Raw genomic sequence first — 20221 nt, 5'->3', positions numbered from 1 at the left:
CCCCGGAGCCCCGCATGACCCCGATCGTCCTCATCCCCGGCCTGCTCTGCACGGCCGAGGTGTTCGCGCCGCAGATTCCCGCGCTCTGGCCATATGGCCCGGTGACGGTCGCCTCGACGCTGGAGGGCGACAGCATCGCCGCGATGGCAGCCGCGATCCTGGCGAACGCGCCGCCGCGCTTCGCCCTGGCCGGCTTCTCGATGGGCGGCTATCTGGCGCACGAGATCCTGCGCCGCGCGCCCGAGCGCGTGACGCGCCTCGCGCTGCTCAGCACCTCGGCGCGCGCCGACCAGCCGATCCAGGTCGAGATGCGCCGGGGGCTGCTGGAGGCGGCCACGCACGGCGATTACGACACCGTGCTGGCCAACGCCACGCTCAACACCGCCCATGTCTCGCTGCGCCGCGATCCGGTGTTCGCGGCCACCAAGCGGCGCATGGCCGCCGACATCGGGCGCGCGGCCTTCGCGCGCCAGACCGCGGCCGTGATCGGCCGGCCCGACTCGCGACGCGAGCTGTCTTCGATCGCGGTGCCGAGCCTGGTGCTGGTGGGCGACAGCGATCCCGTCACGCCGCCCGAGTTCGCGCGCGAGATGGCCGAGGCGATTCCCGGCGCGAAGCTCGTGATCGTGCCCGAGTGCGGCCATACCTCGCCGCTCGAACGTCCCGAGGCGGTCAACGCGGCCTTGCGCGACTGGCTCGCCGCCTGACCCGCGATACCGGGACAAACGGCCCGCCGCTCGCGAAGATTTCTCGCCGACCTGCACAGATGGCGGGATTTCATACCGCAACAGGGCCACGGGTAATTTTCAGTAACACACTCGTGCCCGCGCGCCGATTCACGCCCGTGATGCGTGAATTTCCCGCTAATTCGCGCGATTCGCCAACTTCAGGCGGGACAGCGAATCGCGGGCCGCAACAATCGCCGCGGTCGGTATCGTTTACGCGGGCCGTCGCGGCGGCGCCGGCCGCTTCGCATGCGAATCGCGGGCCCGCCTCACGTATATGCCGGCGCCCTGCTCGTGTATCGTGGCGACGTAACAGGCCATTCCGGAACACCGATGACAAAGATCGATACGACATCGACGACCCATTCCAAGCTGTCCGAAGCGGTATCCAGCACGAACCTGAGCAGATCGAATCCGGCCCACGCCATCCCGCGTCGCGCCTTCCGGCGCCATGCCGCGCGCGCGGCCGTCGCGCTCGCGACCGGCGCCACGCCGCTGCTCTGTCGTGCCGAAGCCGGCGAACTGGGCGGCGTCGGCATGATCGCGATCGTCGCGCTGGCGGCAGGCTGGGTGCTGTTGACGCTATTCCTGTTCACGATGCTGCGGCGCGTGCGGCCGCGCACGCGCTATCTGGCCAGCGGCCTGTTCCTGGCCGCGCCCTTCCTCTGGCTCGCCGTCACCTTCGGCTGGTTCATGATGACCGAGCCGCGCGGCCTCACCCCGCAGGGCTCGGCCACCACGCGCACGGCCGAGGCGCCGGTGCCGATGGGCGGCGCGACCTTCCCCGCCGGCAGCCACGTGCAGTACGCGCCGGTCGACGATCACGGGGAGGCCTCGCAGCCCAGCGCGATCAGCAGCGACCAGCCGGTCGCGCTCGGCACGCTGTCGATCCGCGGCATCGAGCATCGCGACAGCGACGACGACAGCACCTTCGATGTCGCGCTGGCCTATGAGCAGAGCATCGACGGCTGGCCCTGCGCGGCCGTCACCGACATCGGCACGCGCATCGACATCGGCGACGCGCATGCGCCCACCCCGCACCTGATCCAGTGCCGCCTCGCGAAGACGGTGACGATCGGCGACATCGCCTGGCCGCCCGCCACGGTGGTCACGCGCGCCGCCGATTCGCGCGGCTGGTCGCTGCTCTGGTATCACGGCACGTTCTCGCAGGTCGAGCGCGCCAAGGGCTTCTCCTTCGACGTCGATTCGATGTCGGCCGACTACGACGAGGCCCACGCGCTGCAGTCATGGCAGGGCACGTTGGCGGTGGACGGCGATGTCGGCGTGGGCAGCGTCACCTTCGCCGGCGATCCGAAGCCGGAGCTGCACTGGAACCGCCTGGACGGCACCGTGCAGGTGACGGGCCATCGCGCCGGCCCCGCCTCGGGCGTCACGGCCTGCGTGGCGGTGGCCAGCACCAAGCCGCGCTACCGGCCCTGCGCGGTGCCGGTGAAACCGGCCACGCGCCCGGCATCGAGCTGAGGCTCGCGGCACTCTCGCGCCATCGTTCGCAGCCCAAATGAAAATCGGGCATCCAGCCTGAACTGGATGCCCGATTTTCATTTCGAGGCGCTGTGCCGCCTAAGGCCGGCTCAATGCAGCGCCGCCGCGGCGGCAGCAGCGGCAGGCGCATCGCTGGCCGCCACGCGCGCCTGCGACAGGCGCCGGTAACGCGCCAGCGCCCACAGCGGGAAGTAGGCGGTATAGCCGTGGTACTTGAGGTAATAGATGCGCGGGAAACCCGGCGCATTGTGCGAGCGGTGCCACCAGAAGCCGTCGCCCTGCTGCACCGACAGCAGGTAGCGTATCCCGCGCTGCACCGATTCCGATTGCCAGTCGCCGAAGGCCATCTGCGCCAGCAGCGCCCAGGCCGTGAAATTGGAGGCGCTCTCGCCGCCGTTGGTGCCGGCCAGCGCCGGGTCGACATAGCTGTCGTTGGTCTCGCCCCAGCCGCCGTCGGCGTTCTGGCGCGCGCGCAGCCAGTCGATCGCGCGCGCGATGTAGGGCTGCGAGCGATCCTCGCCGGCCAGCGCGAGCCCGGCCAGCACGCTCCAGGTGCCGTAGATGTAGTTGGTGCCCCAGCGGCCCCACCAGCTGCCGTCCTCGCGCTGGGTGCGCTTCACGTAGTCGATCGCGCGCGCCAGCGCCGGCCGGTCCTCGGCGCGGCCGGTCACGCCGAAGCACAGCAGCACGCGGCCCGAGACGTCCTCGGTGGGCGGGTCGAGCAGCGCGCCGTGATCGGCGAAGGGGATCAGGTTCAGGTAGAGGCGATCGCAATCGGCATCGAAGGCGCCGAAGCCGCCGTTGCGCGACTGCAGCCCGCGAATCCAGTCCAAGCCCCGCGTGACCACCTCGGCATAGGGATCGGTGCCGGTCAGGCGCGCCATCGCGCGGCCGCGCTGGTGCAGCATCGCGGCCACCACGGCGCTGTCGTCGATGTCGGGGTAATAGGGGTTCTCGTACTGGAAGGCCCAGCCGCCCGCCGGCGTCTCGGCCGGCGCGTTCTCGATCCAGTCGCCCTTGAGCTCGGTCACCTGCTTGCCGGCCATCCAGTCGTAGGCACGCGTGATGCCGGCCTGCAAGTCCGCCTCGGAGACGGCCGGCCGATCGCGCGTGTCGGGCACCGCGCGCGCCTGCTCGAGCGCCATGGTGGCCCAGGCCGTGTCCCAGACCGGCGACAGGCAGGGCTGGCAGTACATGCTGCCGTCGGGCCGCTCGACCAGCAGCTTCTCCAGCGCGTCCTCGCAATCGCGGCGCAGCGGGTGATCCTCGGCGTAGCCGAGCACGTCCATCATCTGGTAGCTGTAGACGATCGGCGGGAAGATGCCGCCCATGCCGTCCTCGCCGTTCATGCGCTCGGCGCACCAGGCTTCGGCATGGCGGATCGCGCGGCGGCGCAGCGCCTTCGGGATCAGCGCGTCGAGCGGGCGCAGCGTGCGGTCGATGCCGAGGAACAGGTTGCGCACGAAACCACCTCGCGCGAAGTAGTTGCGCTCGTCCTCGGGCGCGGTCACGAACAGCTCGCGGATCGCGATGCCGCGCGGGTTCTTCGCGCGCGCCTTCAGCGAGCAGAGCACCAGCAGCGGCACCATGGTCGTGCGCGCCCAGTAGGCGACCTTGTACATCGAGATCGGCACCCACTTCGGGAACAGCACGAATTCGATCGGCATGAAGGGCGTGGCGCGCCACGGCACCTGGCCGAAGGTGGCCAGCAGGATGCGCGTGAACACATTGCATTTGGCGGCGCCGCCCAGGCGCAGGATGGTGTCGCGAGCACGCGCCATGTGCGGCGCGTGCTCGCTGTCGCCGGCCGCCTTCAGCGCGAAATAGGCCTTGACGCTGGCCGACACGTCGGGCGCGCCGTCCACGTACAGGTCCCAGCCGCCGTGCGTGGCCAGCCGCTGGATCTCGCGCAGGTAGCGCGCCATGCGGGCCTGGCGCGCATCGTCGATCTTCCCCATGAAGTGCATCATCAGGATGTATTCGGCGGTGATCGTGGCGTCGGATTCGAGCTCGAAGCACCAGCTACCGTCGGCATTCTGGCGCTGCGCGAGCGCATCCCGGCCGCGCAGGATCGCGGCATCGAGCATCGATGGAAGGGGAAGATCGGAATTTTTCATCGGCCGGATCATACCATCCGGCCGGATTGTTTGGATGGGAACGACGATGCTAAGATGCGCGGATGAATCCCATCCGGCCTTCCGCGCCCGGCACGCCGCCCGACAGCCGCGCCGCCGCGCCCGCCTCCTCCTCGCCAGCGCCGGGTCCTGCATCCGCCGCCGCGTCCGACGACGCCGCCTTCGCCCCGGCTTCCGCCTCCAGCCCCGCCGCTTCCGCCAACGCAGCCTCCGCCGCCGACCCGCGCGCAGCCGCCGGCGACGACGCGCGCAGCAACCGCCGCAAGAAAGCCCCGGCGCACGTGCGCGCGCAACTGCTGCAGGCCGCCGCCGAGATCGCCACCGAGCTGGGGGTGCAGGCCGTCACGCTCGACGCGGTGGCCGAGCGGGCCGGCGTCAGCAAGGGCGGGCTGCAATACCATTTCCGCAGCAAGCAGGCGCTGTTCGACGCGCTGTTCGGCCAGACCCTGGAGCGCTTCGAGCAGACCATGCAGGCGCACCTCGCGAGCGATCCGCATCCGCCGGGCGCGAACGCGCGCGCCTACCTGCACGCGGCGATGAACGAAACCTCGCCGGCCGCCAGCACCAACCTGCTGCGCGTGCTGGTCTCGTCGATGATGACCGATCCCGAGGCGCGCGAGCGCTGGGCCCAGCCGATGCGCGAGATCGCGCGGCCCGATCCGCTGCCGCTCGAGCAGGCCGCGCGGCTGATGATCTGCCGGCTCGCCGCCGACGGGCTGTGGATCTCGGAGCTGCTCGGCTACCAGAACCTGCCGAGCGGGCTGCGCGACGAGATCGTGCGCCAGCTCGAGACCATGACCCTGTCGGGAGCCTGAAAGCCGGGCTGCCGCGCCGTCCTTCCCCGCTGTCCCGCCTTGCCGGCGCCACGCGCCGTGCAGCCCCCCCGTCCCACCCGCATTTGACTTTCTCGTTTCCGGAGCCCGCCGATGTCTACCCCGATCCCGTTCGACACGATCCGCGCGATCGCCTTCGATTTCGATGGCGTGATCCTCGATTCGGTGTGGATGAAGGTCCACCTGTTCTTCGAGTGCTACGACGAGCCGATCAGCGAGGCGCAGAAGGCCGAGATGCTGGCGCACCTGACGCATCACGGCGGCGTCGGTCGCGTCGCGAAGATGGCCTACTACGAGCGCGCGATCTTCAATCGCGAGCCGGATCCGGCGGTGGTGGAGGCGCGGGCGCGCCGCTACAGTGAGCTGCTGATGGCGCGCATCGGCGACTGCCCCGAGCTGCCCGGCGCGCGCGCCTTCCTGGAGCGGATGCAGGCACGGCTGTCGCTGCACCTGATCTCGGGCACCACCGACGACGACCTGCAACGCATCACGCGCGAACGCGATTTCGCGCGCTACTTCCAGACCATCACCGGCTCGCCGACCACCAAGCCGGTGGCCTTCGCCAAGGTGCTGCGCCATGGCGACTGGACCAGCGATCAAGTGCTGGCGATCGGCGATTCGTTCACGGAATACGACGCGGCGCGCGAGCTGGGCATGCCCTTCGCGGGCATCGTCGCGCCCGGCGAGGAGAACCCGTTCCCGCCTGAGATTCCGGTGTGGACCGACATGGCCGCGTTCGACGCGGCCTGGCGCGAAAGCGAGACGGCCGGCGGCGCGGCGCGCTGAGCGCCGCCACGCCACGGCTCGGCGGCGACAGCGCTCACCCCGCGAAGCCGCCCCCCGCCGGCGGCTCATGGACAGCCGGCGCCGCCTCCCGACTCAGCCCTGCCGCTTGTCCGTGCGCGCCTCGATCGCGCGCACCACGGCGGCCATGTCCTCGCCGCCGTGCCCGAGCTTCAGCGTCTCGGTATAGAGCTCGAAGCAGGTATCGAGCAGCGGCGAGGCCAGGTTCGCGTTGCGCGCGGCCTCGGCGGCCAGCCGGTTGTTCTTCAGCACGTCGGCGATCGAGGCCTGCACCTCGAAATCCTCCCTCACCAGCTTGTCGATCTTCACGCGCGACACCGCGCTGGCCATCGGGCCCGCGTCGAGCACCTTCTGGAACTGCTGCATGTCGAGCCCGTAGCGGCGCGCCAGGTGCGAGGCCTCGGCCACCGCGGTGACCATCGGGATCAGGAAGGTATTGACCGAGAGCTTCATCAGCAGGCCCGTCGGCACCGGCCCGCACACCACCGACTCGTGGCACATCGGCTTGAGCAGCGGCCGCACTTCCTCCACGTCGGCCGGCTCGCCGGCCAGCATCGCCACCAGCTGGCCCGCCTCGGCCGGCTTGCGCGAGCCCGACACGGGCGCTTCCACGTAACGGCCGCCGGCGGCGCGGATATCGGCATCGAGCCCGCGCGAATACTCGGCGGACACGGTGCCCATGTGCACGATCAGGTGATCGGCCACGCGCGCGGCGAAGGCCGGCGTGCCGCGGCCGAGCACGGCATCGAGCGCCTCGTCGGTGGCCATCATCAGGATCACGATGCGCGCCTGCCGATACACCTCGTCGAGCGTGTCGGCCACCTGCGCGCCGGCTTCGCGCAAGGGCGCGCAGCGCTCGGGCGAGCGGTTCCAGATCACGAGTTCGATGCCGGCGCGGGCGAGGTTGAGCGCCATCGGCTGTCCCATCACGCCGATGCCGATGAATCCGACTTTCATGGAATGTCTCCGTATCATGCGCGCCGCTCGTGGCGGCGCTCAGGTGGTGATGGCGGGGAACGGCGGGCAAGCGGTCGAACGGTCGAGCGCGGGCGGGTTGCCCCGGGTACGGCCCGGTGTGTCCCCGCTTTGCCTCCCCGCTCGGGCGGCGGCGATCGGCCGCGCGCGCCGCCCAGTGTATCTAAATCGCCGCCACCTGTGCGGCCGCCGCGTGGCGGCTCTCGCGATACGGCAGGCCGAGGTGGTCGCGCAGCGTGCGCCCGCGCAGCAGCGGGTCGAAATACCCGCGCTCGGTCAGCACCGGCAGCACGTGGCGGATCATGTCGTCGAGCCCGAAGCCGACCACCGGCAGCCCCAGCATGAAGCCGTCGGCGGCGCCCTCCTCCACCCAGCGGATCATCTCGTCGGCCACCTGGCCCGGCGTGCCGATGAAGGCTTCCGAGGTGCCGATGTTGGAGCGCCGCGTGGCCACCTCGTAGGCCACCTCGCGCAGCGTCAGGCCGCGCTCGCGCGCGAGCTTCTTGATGTTGTCGGTGGTGGAGCGGAAGCCGTCGTTGCCCAGTTCGCCGATCTCGGGGAACGGCCCGTCGAGCGGATAGACGCTGAAGTCGTGCTGCTGGAAGAAGTGACCGAGATAGGCCAGCGCCTCCTGCGGCGAGAGAAGGTCCCGCACCTGGCGATACTTGTCGTCGGCCTCGGCCTGGCTCGCGCCGACGATCGGGCCGATGCCGGGAAACACCTTGACGTGGTCCGGATCGCGCCCGGCCGCCGCCGCGGCCGCCTTGACGCGTCGATAGAAGTTGCGCGCGTCCTCGAAGCTGCCGCCGTTGGAGAACACCGCGTCGGCGTAGCGGCCCGCGAAGGCCACGCCGTCGCCCGAGGAACCGGCCTGGAAGATCACCGGCTGGCCCTGCTGCGAGCGGCGGATGTTGAGCGGGCCGTCGACCGTGTAATGGCGCCCGCGATGATCGAGCCGATGCAGCTTGGCCGGGTCGAAGAAACGGCCGCTGGCGCGATCGCGGATCAGCGCGTCGTCGTCCCAGCTGTCCCACAGGCCTTGCACCACGTCGAGATGCTCGGCGGCGATCTCGTAGCGCTCGGCGTGGTCGGGATGCGCGCGGCCGTAGTTGCGCGCGGTGCCCTCCAGCGAGGAGGTCACCACGTTCCAGCCGGCGCGGCCGCGGCTGATCAGGTCCAGCGAGGCGAACTGGCGCGCCACGTTGTAGGGCTCGCTGTAGGGCGAGGACACCGTGCCGACCAGGCCGATCTTCGTGGTCAGCGCGGCCAGCGCCGAGAGCAGCGCGATCGGCTCGAAGCGGTTCAGGAAATGCGGCGCCGATTTCTCGGTGATGAACAGGCCGTCGGCGATGAAGGCGAAGGCGATGCCGGCGGCTTCGGCGCGGCGCGCGCGATCGACGTAGAAATCGAAGTTGACGCTGGCATCGGGCGGCACGCTCGGGTGCTTCCAGGCGTTCATGTTGGCGCCGGGCCCCTGGATCAGGACGCCGAAATTGATCTTGCGTTGGTTCTGCATGGCCATGCTTCCTCGCGGGATGGGAATGGGCCGCGCGCGACCGGCGCGGAGCCGGCGGGCGCGGGTGATCGATTCAGCGGCGCGGCTCGGGCACGCACTCGCGCCAGCGCAGCCGCATCGGCGGCGCCGGGCCGCGGCGCAGCCCGAGCGCGAGCCGGTAGCGCGAGTCGAGTGCGAAGCCTTCGAATTGCCAGTCGCGCGCGGTATCGCCGGTTGCTGTCGCGAAGCGCGGGCGCGAGGTGCCGCGCGCGTGGCGCGGCAAGCTGAAGGAACAAGCGTCGAGCGGCGCCGACAGGCCGACGCCGCGCGCCTTCAGATACGCCTCCTTGAGCGTCCAGAGCGCGAAGAAACGCTCGCGGCGCAGCGGCGGCGGCAACGCGCGCAGGGCGCGTCGTTCGTCGCGCGTGAAGAAGGCAGCGGCGATGCCGTCGATATCCACGCGACGATGGCTGTCCTCGATGTCGATGCCGGCATCGACGCGGCGCGTGATCACGCAGGCCACCACCCCGCCCGCGTTCGACAGGTTGAAACGCAGCGGCGACTCGTCCGTGCCGGCCAGTTCGGGGCGGCCGTGCTCGCCCGTGCGAAAGCGCCAGGCGGCGGACGCGACGGCGGGTTGGTAGGCCGACAGCACCGAGCGGCACAGCGCGCGCGTGAGCAGGTATTCGAAGCGCAGCGCGTCGGTGGCGAGCCGCGCGTGGCGCTCGGCCTCGGCCGCGTCGAGCAATGCGAGGTAGCGCGCTCTGCGGCGCGGTGTATCGCAGGCGGCGACGCGCGCGATCCAGATATGGGCTTCGTTGTCGGGCAGCGGCACGGGCCGGGATCGATCGGCGGCGAGCGAGAAGCGTTCGATGCCGCCGGCATATCGGCGCGTCGGCGAGCTCGCCTCGACGGGCACGTCGACGCGATCGAGATGCCGACGCGACGACCAACGCCCGCCACGCCGCCTGGCCGCCGCCTCGCGCCCCAGCCCGAACCCGCGCGCGCCGCCGCTCATGCGCCGATCGCCCGCGCGGCGGCCGGTGCGCCGTCCTGCCAGAGCAGCGGCGCCACCGCCTGCGCGGCCGTCACCGCCTCGACGCGCCCGATCACCAGGTCGTGGCTGCCATAGGCGTGCAGCGCATCGACGCGACACAGCAAGGTGGCTTGCGCGCCGGCCAGCACCGGCAGCCCGCGCGCCTCGCGCCAGTCGCCGAAGCCGAAGCGCGCCGCGTGCTCGAGCTTGCCGCTGAACGGCGCCACCAGTTCGTGCTGTCCGGCGTTCAGCAGGCTGACCGCGAAGCGCCGCGTGCGCGACAGCGGCAGGTACAGGCTCGCATTGCGGTTGATGCAGACCACGATCGAGGGCGGCTCGGTGCACAGCGCGCTGAGCGCGGTGGCCGTCATGCCGTAGCGCGAACCGTGTTCGCGCGTCGCCACGATCGCCACCGAGGCCGTCAGCCGCCGCATCGCGTGGCGGAACTGCTGCGCGAGTTCGCGGCCGGCGGCGGCATCGCGATCGACGTCACGAGCCGCAACCGCGGCCTCGACGGCGGCCTTCGCCTCGCCACCCGCCGCCGCGCGTCTCGCACGCGCGGCCAGCGCCGTGTCATCCATCCAGGGGCTTGCCATCATCTCTCCTTGTCGTGTCGGTTCGTCGGGCTCAGCTCTTGAGGATCGAGTACATCAGCGTCCCCGAGAACATCAGCAGCACCAGCGAGGCGCCGCGCAGCAGGGTGGAGGTGCGCTCGGCCCAGGCGCGCCGCGAGGTGATCAGCCCGCCCAGGCAGGACCAGCCCAGGCCGATCGGCGCCAGCACCACCAGGAACAGCGCGAACGCGGTGAAGTAGACCTGCGAGGAACGGAAGGCCTCGATCGGGAACAGCGTGCTGGCGAACAGCAGCGCCTTGGGGTTCATCAGCGTGGCCACGAACTGGTCGCGGAAGCTGATCGGGCGGATCGACAGGTCCTCCATCACGCGGCTGCGGGTCCACATCTTCACGGCCAGGAAGAAGATGTAGGCCGAGCTGGCCAGCTTCACCGCGTCGTAGAGCCAGGGGCGGGTGGCCGCGAAGGTGCAGAGGAAGAAGCCCCACACCGAGATCGCCACGGTATAGCCGAGCGCCTCGGCGATCACCAGCGGCCAGGTTCCGCGCAGGCCCACCTTCAGCCCCGAGGACAGCAACAGCGTATTGGTCGGCCCCGGCACCACCAGCACCAGGGACACGTACATCACCATCTTCATCAGCGCGGCTTCGAGCAGCACGATGTCTCTCCTTGTGTTCTCTCTCAGGTTCGTTCGGGTTCGCCGCGGGGCGCGAGGCTCAGGCCCGGGCGCCGGCGAAGTAGCGGTTGCCGTCGGGCTCCAGCCAGTCGGCGCGCGGCGGCGTGAAGATGTCGAGATCGACGGCATCCTCCAGGCACAACGCGTTGTGGGGCAGGTTGGCCGGCAGGTGCAGGATGCCGCCGGGGCCGACCTCGGCCTCGTGTTCGAGCCGCTCGCCGTAGCGGAACAGCAGGCGCCCCGAGAGGATCAGCGTGAACTGCTCGTTCGGATGCGAATGGGTGGCCACGAAGGCGCCCTTCTTCAGGAACAGCCGGGCCATCATCAGCGCGTCGCCGTTCACCACCTGCCGCTCGATGTCGGGCGTCAGCACCTCGCGCTCGATGCCCTCCCAATGGCCCTGGCCTTGCGGGTTCAGTCCTGTCATGTGCTTGTCTCCATGCTGTTCGTCTTGTATCGATGCGCGGCGCTCGCGCGGCTCAGGCCGACAGCTCGCCGGCCGTCTCGCGGCGCCGGGCGGCCGGGCCGGCGCCGGCTGCGCCGGCGGCCCCGCTCGCTGTCGCTGCTGCCGCCTCGCCGGCCGCCGCCCCGCCACCTGCCCCACTCGCTCCGCCTGCCTCCGGCGAGCGCGCCAGCCGGCTCGCCTCCTCGGTGATGATGTCCTCCTGCCCCGCCACCAGCCGCCGCTCGGCCAGCCGCCGGTACAGCTCGAACTCGTTCACGCCGAATTCGAGCGCGGCCTTCTGGATATGCGGCACGTAGCCGGAGAACAGCCCGTACAAGCCGCTGGCGATGTTGGCGGCGGCGATATGCGGCGTCTTCGGGCTCAGGAAGGCCTCGCTCTCGCGCGCCAGCGCCGTCACGCGCTCGAAGCTGGTGTTCGCGGCATGCCCCTCGCGCTCCATCGCGGCCACCAGCGTCTCCAGCTGGGTATTGCCGGCGCCGGCGCCGAAGCCCTTCACGCAGGCGTCGACGATGCGCGCGCCCTGCTCCAGCGCCACCAGGCTGTTGGCCACCGCCAGGCCGAGGTTGTTGTGGGCGTGGAAGCCCACGTCGATGCGCAGCGCCTCCACCAGCAGGCGCACCTTCTCGCGCACCAGGTTCGGCGTCGAATAACCGGCGCTGTCCATCAGGATCACCGCCTGCGCGCCGTAGTCCTGCATCAGCCGCGCCTGGGCCAGCAGCACCTCGGGCGGCGCCATGTGCGACATCATCAGCACGCCGTAGGCCACCCGCCCCGCGCGCCGCGTCTGCTCGATGAAGCGCCGCGCGACATTGGCCTCGGTGCAGTGGGTGGCCACCCGCACCACGTCCACGCCGGCCTCGATCGCCAGCTCGATGTCGGTGGCCTTGCCCAGCCCCGGGATGAAATGCACGCCGAGCCAGCTGGTGGTGAGCGCCGCGCGCGCCGTCTCCAGCATCAGGGCATCGTCGATCGGGGTCTGGCCGAGCAGGCAGGACGAACCGCCCAGCCCGTTGCCGTGGCCGACCTCGACGATGTCGATGCCGGCCGCGTTGGCCGCGCGCGCGTAGTCGGCGATCTGCTCGCGGCCGAGCTGGTGGCGGATCGCGTGATTGCCGTCGCGCAGGGTGGCGTCGCTGATCAGGTTCATGATGGGACTCCCGTGCTGAGGGTTGCATGCCGATGCGTGGCCACCGCAAGCGCCGCGCAGTTGATGATGTCGAGATTGCCGGCGTATTCGGGCAGGTAGTCGCCGCGCCCGCGCACGGTCAGGCTCATGGTGATGCGCCCCTGGCTCTCGAGCGGCGCCACCACCAGCTGGTAGCCCGGCACGTACTCGCGCACCCGGGCCGCCATCGCCTCGACGCGCTCGCGCACCCGCTCGAAATCCCGGTAGCGCGCCTGCGCATAGAGCGTGGTCTGCATGCGGATGCCGGGCTCGGCCGGGTTGATGTTGAGGATCGCCTTGGTGCGCTTGGCGCCGCTGAACTTCGCCAGCGCGTACTCGGTGGTGGCCTGGTACTCGCTGATGTTCTCGCGGGTCGCCATGCCGGCGCTGCGCGAGGCGATCGCCGACACCACCTCCAGGTAGTCGATCGAATCGACCGCCTGGCGCAGCGCCCAGGCCAGCGGCAGGCTGGCCTGCCCGCCGCAGGTGATCAGGTTGACGTTCTGCACCGCCTGCGTGTCGGGCAGGTTGATGCAGGGCACGCAGAGCCGCCCGAGCTTGGCCGGCGTGAGGTCGATCGCGAACTTGCCGGCCTCGGCGAAGAAGCGGTTGTGGATCGTGTGGGCCGCGGCCGAGGTGGCGTCGAACACCAGGTCGTAGCCGTCGACCTGGTCCTTCATGAAATCGAGCCCGTCGCTCGAGGTGGCGACGCCGCATTCGCGCGCCAGGCGCAGGCCGTCGCTGTCGGCGTTGCGGCCGACCACCCAGGCCAGCTCGAACTGCTCGCACGCCTTCACCTTGAACATCAGGTCGATGCCGATGCTGCCCGAGCCGAGGATGGCGACGCGGGTGCGTGGGGTTCGCTGCTTCATCTGCCGTTCTCCTCCATGGTTTGTGCAACCCGCGCGGGCGATGCCGACGATCCGTGCGATCCGGACGGCACCACCTCGGCCAGCGCGCGGCCGAGCTCGGCCAGCACGCACGCCTCGTCGCTGTGCAGGAAAAAGTGATTGCCGGGATAACGCACGTAGCGGATCGGCCCGCGGCTCTCCTCGCGCCAGCCGGCCAGCCCCTCGTCGCTGACCAGGCCGTCGTCGGTGCCGTGCAGCACCAGCAGCGGGCAGGCCAGCGGCGGCGCATCCGTGTAGCGATAGCAGGCCGAGATGGTCAGGTCGGCGCGCAGCCGGGGCAGCCACAGATCGCGCATCGACGGCTCGTCGATCAGCGCGTCGGGCGTGCCGTTGTAGTCGCGCACCGCCGCGATGAAGGGCTCGTCGGGCAGAGCCTGGATGCCGGCGTCGCGCCAGCGGAAACGCGGCGCGTTGCGGCCCGAGGCGACGAACAGCGCCGGCTCGCCGCGGCCGCGCTCGCGCAGCAGCCGCGCCAGGTCGAAGGCGATCAGCGCGCCCATGCTGTGGCCGAAGAAGGCGAACGGCAGGTCGAGCCAGCTATCGATCTCCTCGGCCAGCGCGGCGGCGATCGGCTGCGCGTCCTCCACCAGCGGCTCGGCGAGCCGGTATTCGCGGCCCGGCAGTTGCACCGCCACCGGCTCGATCCAATCCGGCAAGCCCTCGCGCCAGTTGCGGAAGATCGAGGCCGTGGCGCCCGCGTAGTGGAAGCAGAACAGCCGCAAGCGCGCCGGCCGGCCGTTCGGCGCCGGCTGGGGGATCAGCCAGGGCGTCTCGCGCGGCGCGCTCATGAGGCCGCCCCGGCACGCGCCGGCTGGTCGGCGGCCTCGCCGGCCAGCGGCACCGGCACGGTGGTAAGCCAGTTCCACTTGTCCGCATGTGTGCCGCGCACGATGCCGAAGTAGCGGTCCTGGATCGCGCGCGTCACCGGCCCGCGCACGCCGTTGCCCACCGGCATGCGATCGACCGAACGCACCGGGCAGATCTCGACGGCGGTGCCGGTGAAGAAGATCTCGTCGGCCAGGTAGAGCATCTCTCGCGGAATGCTGGTTTCGGTGACGGTGTAGCCGAGGTCGCGCGCGATGCGCATCACGCACTGCCGCGTGATCCCGCTCAGGATGCTGCTGCCCACCGAGGGCGTGAAGATCTCGCCGCGATGCACCAGGAATACGTTCTCGCCGCTGCCCTCGCTGACGAAGCCGTTGCCGTCGAGCGCGATGCCCTCGCTCATGCCGTTCTCGCGCGCCTCCATCACGATCGCCTGGCCGTTGATGTACTGGCCGCCGATCTTGGCCATGGTGCTGGCCGCGCCGGGGCCGTTGCGGCGCCAGCTGCTGACCTGCACGTCGACGCCCAGCGTGAGCGCTTCCTCGCCCAGGTAGGCGCCCCAGGGCGTGGCGGCCAGCAGCGCCTCGGCCGGGTGCTGGCGCGCGTCGAGCCCGAGCGAGGGCCCCGCGCCGCGATACACCAGCGGGCGCAGATAGGCGCTGCGCAGCCCGTTGGCGCGCAGCGTATCGGCGCTCACCGCCATCCACTGCTCGACCGTCAGCGGCGAGGGAATGCGCGCCACCTTGCAGCTGAACAGCAGCCGCTCGTAATGCTCGCGGCCGCACAGGATCGCCGCCTTGTCGCCGATCGCGTAGGCGCGGATCCCCTCGAACACGCTGGTGCCGTAATGCAGCGCATGGCTCATCACGTGCACCTGCGCGCGCTCCCACGGCAGCATCTCGCCGTTCTTCCAGATCATGCCTGCCTGCTTGCTGGTTTGGCTCACGGGCCGTCTCCTCACATCACGCTGTATTCGTTGAAGGCATCCACCACGCTGCGCCCGGCGCCCACCGCCTCGCGCACCTTGCGCTCCAGGCGGTTCTTGGCCAGCGCGCGCGTCACCGCCTCGCGCTCGACCTCGCGCGGGATCACGCAGACTCCGTCGTTGTCGCCGAACAGCAGGTCGCCGGGGCGCACCCGCACCTGGCCGACCTGGATCGAGCAGCGGTAGTCGACCACGTTGTGGCGCCCCTGCAGCCCGTAGGCATAGGTGCCGCGCGAGAACACCGGCAGCCCCAGCTCGCCGATCGCGTTGGCGTCGCGCACGCGGGCGTTGAGCACCACGCCGGCCGCGCCGATCTTCTTCACGCGCGCGCTGAGCAGGTCGCCGATGCGCGCCGCGTCCACCGGGCCGCCGCTGGCGATATAGACCTCGCCGGGGCGCAGCGCCTCGATCGACTCGAACAGCAGGCCGAAGGGCTTGGCGTCGAAGCGCCTGAGGCCGCCATGCGGCACCGGCGGATCGTCCTGCACCGGCATCGCGCGGCCGACCATCACCATCCCGGGCGACAGCGGCCGGATCTCGGGCGGCAGCATCGGATGGCCGAAGCCCAGCTGCTCGAGCACGTCGCTCAAGGGGCAGGTGGCCAGCTCGGCGCGCATCAGCGCGAACAGCTCCTCATCCGTATTCCATTGCGTCATGGTGTGTCTCATCCGATAGGAAGGGCGCTGGGCTCGTCGAGCAGCACGGCCAGCTCCCGGTTGATCTCGTCCAGCACCGCCGCCTGCTGCTCGTGGACGAAGAAGTGGCCGCCGCCGAACTCGCGGCGCCGGAACCCACCGCGCGTCTCGCGGGCCCAGCGCGCCAGCCCCGCCTCGTCGACCATCGCGTCGCGCGTGCCGTGGAACAGCACGATCGGGCAGTCGAGCGGCGCCTCCTCGAGGTAGCGGTAGGTCTCGAACACCGCGCCGTCGGCGCGGATGCGCGGCAGCAGCAGGTCGAGCAGCACCGGATCGTCGAGGATCGCCTCGGGGGTGCCGCGGCAGCCGCGCAGCACCTCCACGAAGGCCGCGTCATCGAGCACGTGGCGGATCACCGGCGGCTTCACGTCCGGCGCGTTCTGCGCCGAGGCGATCAGCACGCGCGGCGGCGGCAGCGCGCGCCGGCGCAGGCGCCGCGCCACGTCGAAGGCGATCAGCGCGCCGGTGCTGTGCCCGAACATCGCGTAGGGCAGGTCCAGCCAGGGCGCGAGCGCCTCGGCCAGCGGCGGCGCGACCTCCTCCATCGCGTGGCGCAGCGGCTCATCGAGCCGGGTCTCGCGGCCCGGCAGCTGCACCGCCAGCAGCTCCACCTCGTCGGGCAGGGCCGCCGCCCAGGGCGCGAACATCGAGGCGCCGCTGCCCGCGTAGTGGAAGCACACCAGCCGCGCGCGCGGCGCGGGGCCCCCGGCGGGCCGGGGTTGGCCGGCGCCGGGCAGCAGCCAGTCGGAACGGGGCCTGGCCATCTCGGCGCCGGCCATCGCTCAGGCCGTGGCCGCCGCTTTCGCGGCGAGCGGCTGGGCCACGCGGTTATGCCCGTAGCGATCCTCGCCGGCCACCAGCACCGTGGAGTAGCGATCGAGCGGCAGCACCTCGCCGAAGTGGTGGAACGAGTCCTGGCCCGAGTACACCTTCACGTGGGTCGGCACGAAGCGCGTGGCCCAGCCGAAGCGCACCGAATCCTTGGTCGAGTTCGAGTTCGAGCCGTGCATGCAGCGCGAGGTGAAGATGAAGAACTGGCCCGGCTTGACCTCCATGTGCACGGCGCGCGCCTCGTCGGGCTTCCACTTCGGGTCGAGCTTGAGCTTCTCGTAGTCGTAGCCGTAGAAGCCGGACTTCTGGCCGTCGTCGAGCACGCGCTTGTTGAAGTTCTCCGGCTCGAAGGGGATGTTGCGCTTCTCGTCGAAGTACCAGGTGCGGTGGCTGCCCGGCATCAGCTTCAGGCAGCCGTTGGCCTTGGTGGCCTCGCTCATCGCCACCCAGGCGGTCAGCTCCCAGGGGCGGCCTTCCTCGGCCGCGGTCGGCTCCAGCTTCTCGGTGCCCTCGAACTCGACGAAGCTCTCGGCCTGGTGCCAGTCGGTGCCCTCGTCACCGGGGTACTTCGGGAACCACTCGGTGCGCCAGCTCAGCACGTCCGGCCCGAGGATGCTGGAGATCCGGTCGACGATCGCCGGGTGGCTGATCATGCGGTTCAGGTTCGGCATGTCGAGGTGCCGGTCGTAGTTCAGCTTGCTGTCCGGGAAGGCCGCATTGGTGGTGTCCAGCAGGTCCATGCGGACCTCCTCCCACACGCGCGTCATCTCCTCCGGCTCGTAGAGCGTGAACGGGCCGGCATAACCGTTCTCGTAAAAGAACTTCTTTTCTTCCTCGGACAGATGGAAACGCTTCTGCATCTCAGTTCTCCTGATCAATAGGGAAGACCGTCGCGGGCTCGCTCGGGTCGTCACGGCTCACTGCATGGGGTCGGGGCTCGCGCCCTGTCGGGTGTCGTTACGGGTCGCTACGGGTGGCTGGGTATCGCCGCCGGGTGCCGCGGCCGGCGCGGCTCAGCCGGCCGCCTCGGCGGGGCTGCGGCTGGCCTCGCGCAGCGCGTCGGTGGCCGCGGCCAGCTCGGCGACGGTCGAGCGCGTGCGGTCGAAGAACAGCCGCGGCGGCGGCGTGATGCCGAGCTTCGCCTTGAGCTGCTTGAGCACTTCGACGAGGTTCAGCGAATTGCCGCCGATGTCGAGAAAGCGCGCCTCGGGCGTCACGTGCTTCGCGCCGATCACGTTCTCCAGCACCTGAATCAAGATATCTACGGTCTTCATGAGTTGACTTCCTCCTGGTGGCTTGCGTTGATGCGTTGCTGCAATATCGACAGAAGCGCCTTGCGATCCGTCTTTCCCGACGAGAGCTGCGGAAAACGGTCGAGAACCGCCAGATGGCGCGGCACCATGTAGGCCGGCAGCTCGCCCGCGAGGCGCTGCCGGATCGTGTCGGTCTGCCGCTCGGCGTCGACCGGCCTGCCCTGCTCGAACAGCACCCCGGCGGCCAGCACCTTCTCGCCGTGGCGCGTGTCGAGCAGCACGATCTCGCTGGCGTGCACGTGCGGCACGCTGTTGATGACCCGCTGGATTTCGTTGAGATGGATGCGATAGCCGCCGAGCTTGATCTCGTTGTCGCGGCGGCCCTGGTAGAACAGGCTGCCGTCCTCGAGCCAGTGGCAGAGGTCGCCGGTGCGATAGAAGGGCACGCCGTCGATGCGCAGCAGCCGCGCGGCGGTTTCCTCGGGCAGGTGCCAGTAGCCCTCCATCACCTGGCTGCCGCCGATCAGCAGCTCGCCGGGCACGTGGGGCGCGTCGATCGCGCGGCCGTCCTCGCCCACCAGCAGCACGCGCACGTGGGCCAGCGGCTTGCCGATCGGGTAGAGCGTGCGGCGCTCGGGCTCGATCTCGCCGATCAGGTGGGCGGTGGACGCGCAGGTCACCTCGGTGGGCCCGTAGGCGTTGATCACCTGCATGCCGGGCGTCTTGCGCAGCCAGCGCTGGATGGTCTTGATGTCGGGCACGTCGGTGCCGGTCAGGATCCGGTGCAAGGCCGGCAGGCGCGCCGCCTCGAAACCCTCGGCCTGGGCGATCAGGCCCAGCATCATGCCCCAGGCCGAGAAGTGGGTGACGTCATGCGCCACCAGCGCGTCGAGCATGATGTCCGGCACGATCACGTCGTCGTGCACGTACAGGTGGGCGCCCTGCGCGAGCGGGAACAGCATGTCCATCAGGTAGACGTCGAAGTGCAGCGGCGAGAAGCTGGCGCAGCGCGAGGCCATCTTCACGTCGTACACCTCGCGCGTGCCCTCGAAGAAATCGACGATGCTGCGATGATTGATCAGCACGCCCTTGGGCCGCCCGGTGGAACCCGAGGTGTAGATGCAGTAGGCGGTGGCCGAGCCGTCCAGCTCGGGCAGCGGCAGCGCGCGCACGCAGGCGTCGCTGGGGGTGGCCTCGTCGTGGTCGCGCAGCCGCTCCAGGTCGGCCAGGCGCAGCACCGGGATCGCGCCGGGCAGCACCGCGCGCGCCTCGGCCTCCAGTTCGTCGTCGACGATCACCAAGGCCGGCGCGATGTCGTTGAGGATGTAGCGCAGCCGCTCGGCGGGCATCCTGGGATCGAGCGGCACGTGCACGCAGCCGGCCTTGAAACTGCCGACGATGGCCGCCACCAGCAGCGCGCGGCGGCTCGCCGCCATCACCACGCGGTCACCCGGCGCGCAGCCGTAGGACTGCAGGCGCAGCGCGAAACGCGTGCTGAAGCTGTCGAGTTCGGCGTAGCTGAAATCGTCGCGGCTGTCGGTCAGCGCCGGTCGATACGGCGTGCCGAGCGCGTGGGTCTGGATCGCGTGAACGATGTGTCCTGGCTGCTCCATGTCGCCTCCTCCGATGTGTCTCTGCGGGCACCTTCGGCAGCAAGGCGGGCGGCATCGCGCGCCGGTTCGCCGGCGAGCGCGCAGGCTGGATTGCATGCGCCATGGCTCGCGGCCGCGACCGGCCCCTCGGTTTGTCGTGGCGACCCCGCCGCGAGCCTCGGCCGCCTCTCTCCTGGCGGCCCCTCGCGGCGGGGTCGTATCTCTCGTGTCTATCGTGTTTCTGGTGTTCGACTGCTGAGACGAACAGTAACGGGATTGCCGTGCGTAAGGACTTAGATCGTTTACTGCATATGCATGCATTTTGTTATCGCTCCGCGATATAACCGTCGCCGAGCAGGCCGAGCTGGCGCGCCTTGTTGGCGCTGACGCGGATGTGCTCGCTGTCGAGCTTGCGGTTGATCGCGCTGAACAGCTGGTAGACCGCGCGCTCGCCCACGCCGAGCTCCGCGGCCACGTGACGCGCATTGCCGCCGCGCGCCACCAGCCGCAGCGCCTGCACCTCGCGCGTCTCCAGGGCCAGCGTGTCGGCCAGTTCGCGGCGGCGGCGCAGCACCTGCCACTCGAGCAGCTCGTTGGCCAGCCCGCGCAACTGGCGGCGATGCGCCCACAGCCGGTCCTCGCCGGCAGGCGGCGGATGCGGCGTGCTCACGTGCAGCACGCCCACGGTGGCCACGTCGCGGCGGTGCGCCGGGTGGAACTGGTGGCTGCCCATGCCGTGCGCCG

The 20221-nt window shown here is 70.5% G+C and carries 20 protein-coding genes and 1 pseudogene; 4 read left to right on the top strand and 17 right to left on the bottom strand.

Annotated features, from left to right (window positions below; all coding sequences use genetic code 11):
* Positions 1–14: 14 nt before the first annotated feature.
* Together F3J18_RS17660 and F3J18_RS17655 are read left to right on the top strand one after the other, a co-directional pair.
* Positions 15–707, top strand: coding sequence for an alpha/beta fold hydrolase (locus F3J18_RS17660; protein WP_166913512.1), 693 nt, complete (start codon positions 15–17; stop codon positions 705–707).
* A gap of 351 nt (positions 708–1058) precedes the next feature.
* Positions 1059–2207 (top strand): hypothetical protein, encoded by a 1149-nt coding sequence (locus F3J18_RS17655; RefSeq protein ID WP_240154692.1) that lies wholly within the window; start codon positions 1059–1061, stop codon positions 2205–2207.
* Between the two features lie 110 nt (positions 2208–2317).
* On the opposite strand, the gene shc is transcribed toward F3J18_RS17655, so the two are convergent.
* Complete coding sequence (shc, locus tag F3J18_RS17650) at positions 2318–4357, bottom strand: squalene--hopene cyclase (RefSeq protein WP_166913510.1); 2040 nt, start codon at positions 4355–4357, stop codon at positions 2318–2320.
* Between the two features lie 50 nt (positions 4358–4407).
* Between shc and F3J18_RS17645 the strand changes: the two genes are divergently transcribed.
* Positions 4408–5178, top strand: coding sequence for a TetR/AcrR family transcriptional regulator (locus F3J18_RS17645; protein WP_166913509.1), 771 nt, complete (start codon positions 4408–4410; stop codon positions 5176–5178).
* 111 nt (positions 5179–5289) lie between these two features.
* The gene (locus F3J18_RS17640) at positions 5290–5982 is read left to right on the top strand and encodes an HAD family hydrolase (protein WP_166913508.1); all 693 of its coding nucleotides are present in this window, start codon (positions 5290–5292) and stop codon (positions 5980–5982) included.
* A 93-nt stretch (positions 5983–6075) separates the two neighbouring features.
* On the opposite strand, the gene F3J18_RS17635 is transcribed toward F3J18_RS17640, so the two are convergent.
* From F3J18_RS17635 to F3J18_RS17560, 16 genes and pseudogenes are all read right to left on the bottom strand, one after another.
* The gene (locus F3J18_RS17635; RefSeq protein ID WP_326494097.1) at positions 6076–6975 is read right to left on the bottom strand and encodes an NAD(P)-dependent oxidoreductase; all 900 of its coding nucleotides are present in this window, start codon (positions 6973–6975) and stop codon (positions 6076–6078) included.
* 163 nt (positions 6976–7138) lie between these two features.
* Positions 7139–8491, bottom strand: coding sequence for an LLM class flavin-dependent oxidoreductase (locus tag F3J18_RS17630; protein WP_166913507.1), 1353 nt, complete (start codon positions 8489–8491; stop codon positions 7139–7141).
* A 73-nt stretch (positions 8492–8564) separates the two neighbouring features.
* Entirely contained in the window at positions 8565–9488 is a 924-nt protein-coding gene (locus F3J18_RS17625) for a 4'-phosphopantetheinyl transferase superfamily protein (RefSeq protein ID WP_166913506.1), read from the bottom strand.
* A complete protein-coding gene (locus F3J18_RS17620; protein WP_025101665.1) occupies positions 9485–10102 on the bottom strand; it encodes a flavin reductase family protein in 618 nt (205 codons plus the stop codon). Before F3J18_RS17620 ends, F3J18_RS17625 begins: the two co-directional genes overlap by 4 nt.
* 31 nt (positions 10103–10133) lie before the next feature.
* Entirely contained in the window at positions 10134–10736 is a 603-nt protein-coding gene (locus tag F3J18_RS17615) for a LysE family translocator (RefSeq protein ID WP_025101664.1), read from the bottom strand.
* A 58-nt stretch (positions 10737–10794) separates the two neighbouring features.
* Positions 10795–11181, bottom strand: coding sequence for a cupin domain-containing protein (locus F3J18_RS17610; RefSeq protein ID WP_025101663.1), 387 nt, complete (start codon positions 11179–11181; stop codon positions 10795–10797).
* 52 nt (positions 11182–11233) lie between these two features.
* Positions 11234–12367 (bottom strand): 4-hydroxy-2-oxovalerate aldolase, encoded by a 1134-nt coding sequence (dmpG, locus tag F3J18_RS17605; RefSeq protein WP_166913505.1) that lies wholly within the window; start codon positions 12365–12367, stop codon positions 11234–11236.
* Complete coding sequence (locus tag F3J18_RS17600; protein WP_013689124.1) at positions 12364–13257, bottom strand: acetaldehyde dehydrogenase (acetylating); 894 nt, start codon at positions 13255–13257, stop codon at positions 12364–12366. Before F3J18_RS17600 ends, dmpG begins: the two co-directional genes overlap by 4 nt.
* Complete coding sequence (locus tag F3J18_RS17595) at positions 13254–14084, bottom strand: alpha/beta fold hydrolase (protein ID WP_166913504.1); 831 nt, start codon at positions 14082–14084, stop codon at positions 13254–13256. Before F3J18_RS17595 ends, F3J18_RS17600 begins: the two co-directional genes overlap by 4 nt.
* Complete coding sequence (locus F3J18_RS17590) at positions 14081–15067, bottom strand: branched-chain amino acid transaminase (protein WP_345791209.1); 987 nt, start codon at positions 15065–15067, stop codon at positions 14081–14083. The genes F3J18_RS17595 and F3J18_RS17590 overlap by 4 nt, the downstream gene beginning before the upstream one ends.
* Positions 15068–15078: 11 nt before the next feature.
* On the bottom strand, positions 15079–15762 hold the full coding sequence (locus F3J18_RS17585; protein WP_025101659.1) for an RraA family protein: 684 nt from the start codon (positions 15760–15762) through the stop codon (positions 15079–15081).
* An 8-nt stretch (positions 15763–15770) separates the two neighbouring features.
* Entirely contained in the window at positions 15771–16580 is an 810-nt protein-coding gene (locus tag F3J18_RS17580) for an alpha/beta fold hydrolase (protein WP_166913503.1), read from the bottom strand.
* A gap of 3 nt (positions 16581–16583) precedes the next feature.
* Positions 16584–17492, bottom strand: a complete 909-nt coding sequence (locus F3J18_RS17575; RefSeq protein WP_025101657.1) for a chlorinating enzyme — start codon at positions 17490–17492, stop codon at positions 16584–16586.
* A gap of 153 nt (positions 17493–17645) precedes the next feature.
* Entirely contained in the window at positions 17646–17906 is a 261-nt protein-coding gene (locus F3J18_RS17570) for an acyl carrier protein (RefSeq protein ID WP_025101656.1), read from the bottom strand.
* Complete coding sequence (locus F3J18_RS17565) at positions 17903–19498, bottom strand: amino acid adenylation domain-containing protein (RefSeq protein ID WP_166913502.1); 1596 nt, start codon at positions 19496–19498, stop codon at positions 17903–17905. The genes F3J18_RS17570 and F3J18_RS17565 overlap by 4 nt, the downstream gene beginning before the upstream one ends.
* A 304-nt stretch (positions 19499–19802) precedes the next feature.
* A pseudogene (locus F3J18_RS17560) lies at positions 19803–20221 on the bottom strand (transcriptional regulator); the annotation flags it as partial.

Source organism: Burkholderia sp. Ax-1720 (genome assembly GCF_011753035.1).
Taxonomy (GTDB): Bacteria; Pseudomonadota; Gammaproteobacteria; order Burkholderiales; family Burkholderiaceae; genus Burkholderia; species Burkholderia gladioli.
This window is presented reverse-complemented; position numbering and strand designations above follow the sequence as displayed.

Coding starts and splice junctions, on each gene's coding strand:
- F3J18_RS17610 (WP_025101663.1), bottom strand. CDS start 11,181: ATGACAGGACTGAACCCGCAAGGCCAGGGCCATTGGGAGGGCATCGAG.
- F3J18_RS17600 (WP_013689124.1), bottom strand. CDS start 13,257: ATGAAGCAGCGAACCCCACGCACCCGCGTCGCCATCCTCGGCTCGGGC.
- F3J18_RS17595 (WP_166913504.1), bottom strand. CDS start 14,084: ATGAGCGCGCCGCGCGAGACGCCCTGGCTGATCCCCCAGCCGGCGCCG.
- F3J18_RS17580 (WP_166913503.1), bottom strand. CDS start 16,580: ATGGCCGGCGCCGAGATGGCCAGGCCCCGTTCCGACTGGCTGCTGCCC.
- F3J18_RS17585 (WP_025101659.1), bottom strand. CDS start 15,762: ATGACGCAATGGAATACGGATGAGGAGCTGTTCGCGCTGATGCGCGCC.
- F3J18_RS17575 (WP_025101657.1), bottom strand. CDS start 17,492: ATGCAGAAGCGTTTCCATCTGTCCGAGGAAGAAAAGAAGTTCTTTTAC.
- F3J18_RS17565 (WP_166913502.1), bottom strand. CDS start 19,498: ATGGAGCAGCCAGGACACATCGTTCACGCGATCCAGACCCACGCGCTC.
- F3J18_RS17635 (WP_326494097.1), bottom strand. CDS start 6,975: ATGATACGGAGACATTCCATGAAAGTCGGATTCATCGGCATCGGCGTG.
- F3J18_RS17620 (WP_025101665.1), bottom strand. CDS start 10,102: ATGGCAAGCCCCTGGATGGATGACACGGCGCTGGCCGCGCGTGCGAGA.
- F3J18_RS17630 (WP_166913507.1), bottom strand. CDS start 8,491: ATGCAGAACCAACGCAAGATCAATTTCGGCGTCCTGATCCAGGGGCCC.
- F3J18_RS17640 (WP_166913508.1), top strand. CDS start 5,290: ATGTCTACCCCGATCCCGTTCGACACGATCCGCGCGATCGCCTTCGAT.
- F3J18_RS17645 (WP_166913509.1), top strand. CDS start 4,408: ATGAATCCCATCCGGCCTTCCGCGCCCGGCACGCCGCCCGACAGCCGC.
- shc (WP_166913510.1), bottom strand. CDS start 4,357: ATGATCCGGCCGATGAAAAATTCCGATCTTCCCCTTCCATCGATGCTC.
- F3J18_RS17570 (WP_025101656.1), bottom strand. CDS start 17,906: ATGAAGACCGTAGATATCTTGATTCAGGTGCTGGAGAACGTGATCGGC.
- F3J18_RS17660 (WP_166913512.1), top strand. CDS start 15: ATGACCCCGATCGTCCTCATCCCCGGCCTGCTCTGCACGGCCGAGGTG.
- F3J18_RS17625 (WP_166913506.1), bottom strand. CDS start 9,488: ATGAGCGGCGGCGCGCGCGGGTTCGGGCTGGGGCGCGAGGCGGCGGCC.
- F3J18_RS17655 (WP_240154692.1), top strand. CDS start 1,059: ATGACAAAGATCGATACGACATCGACGACCCATTCCAAGCTGTCCGAA.
- dmpG (WP_166913505.1), bottom strand. CDS start 12,367: ATGAACCTGATCAGCGACGCCACCCTGCGCGACGGCAATCACGCGATC.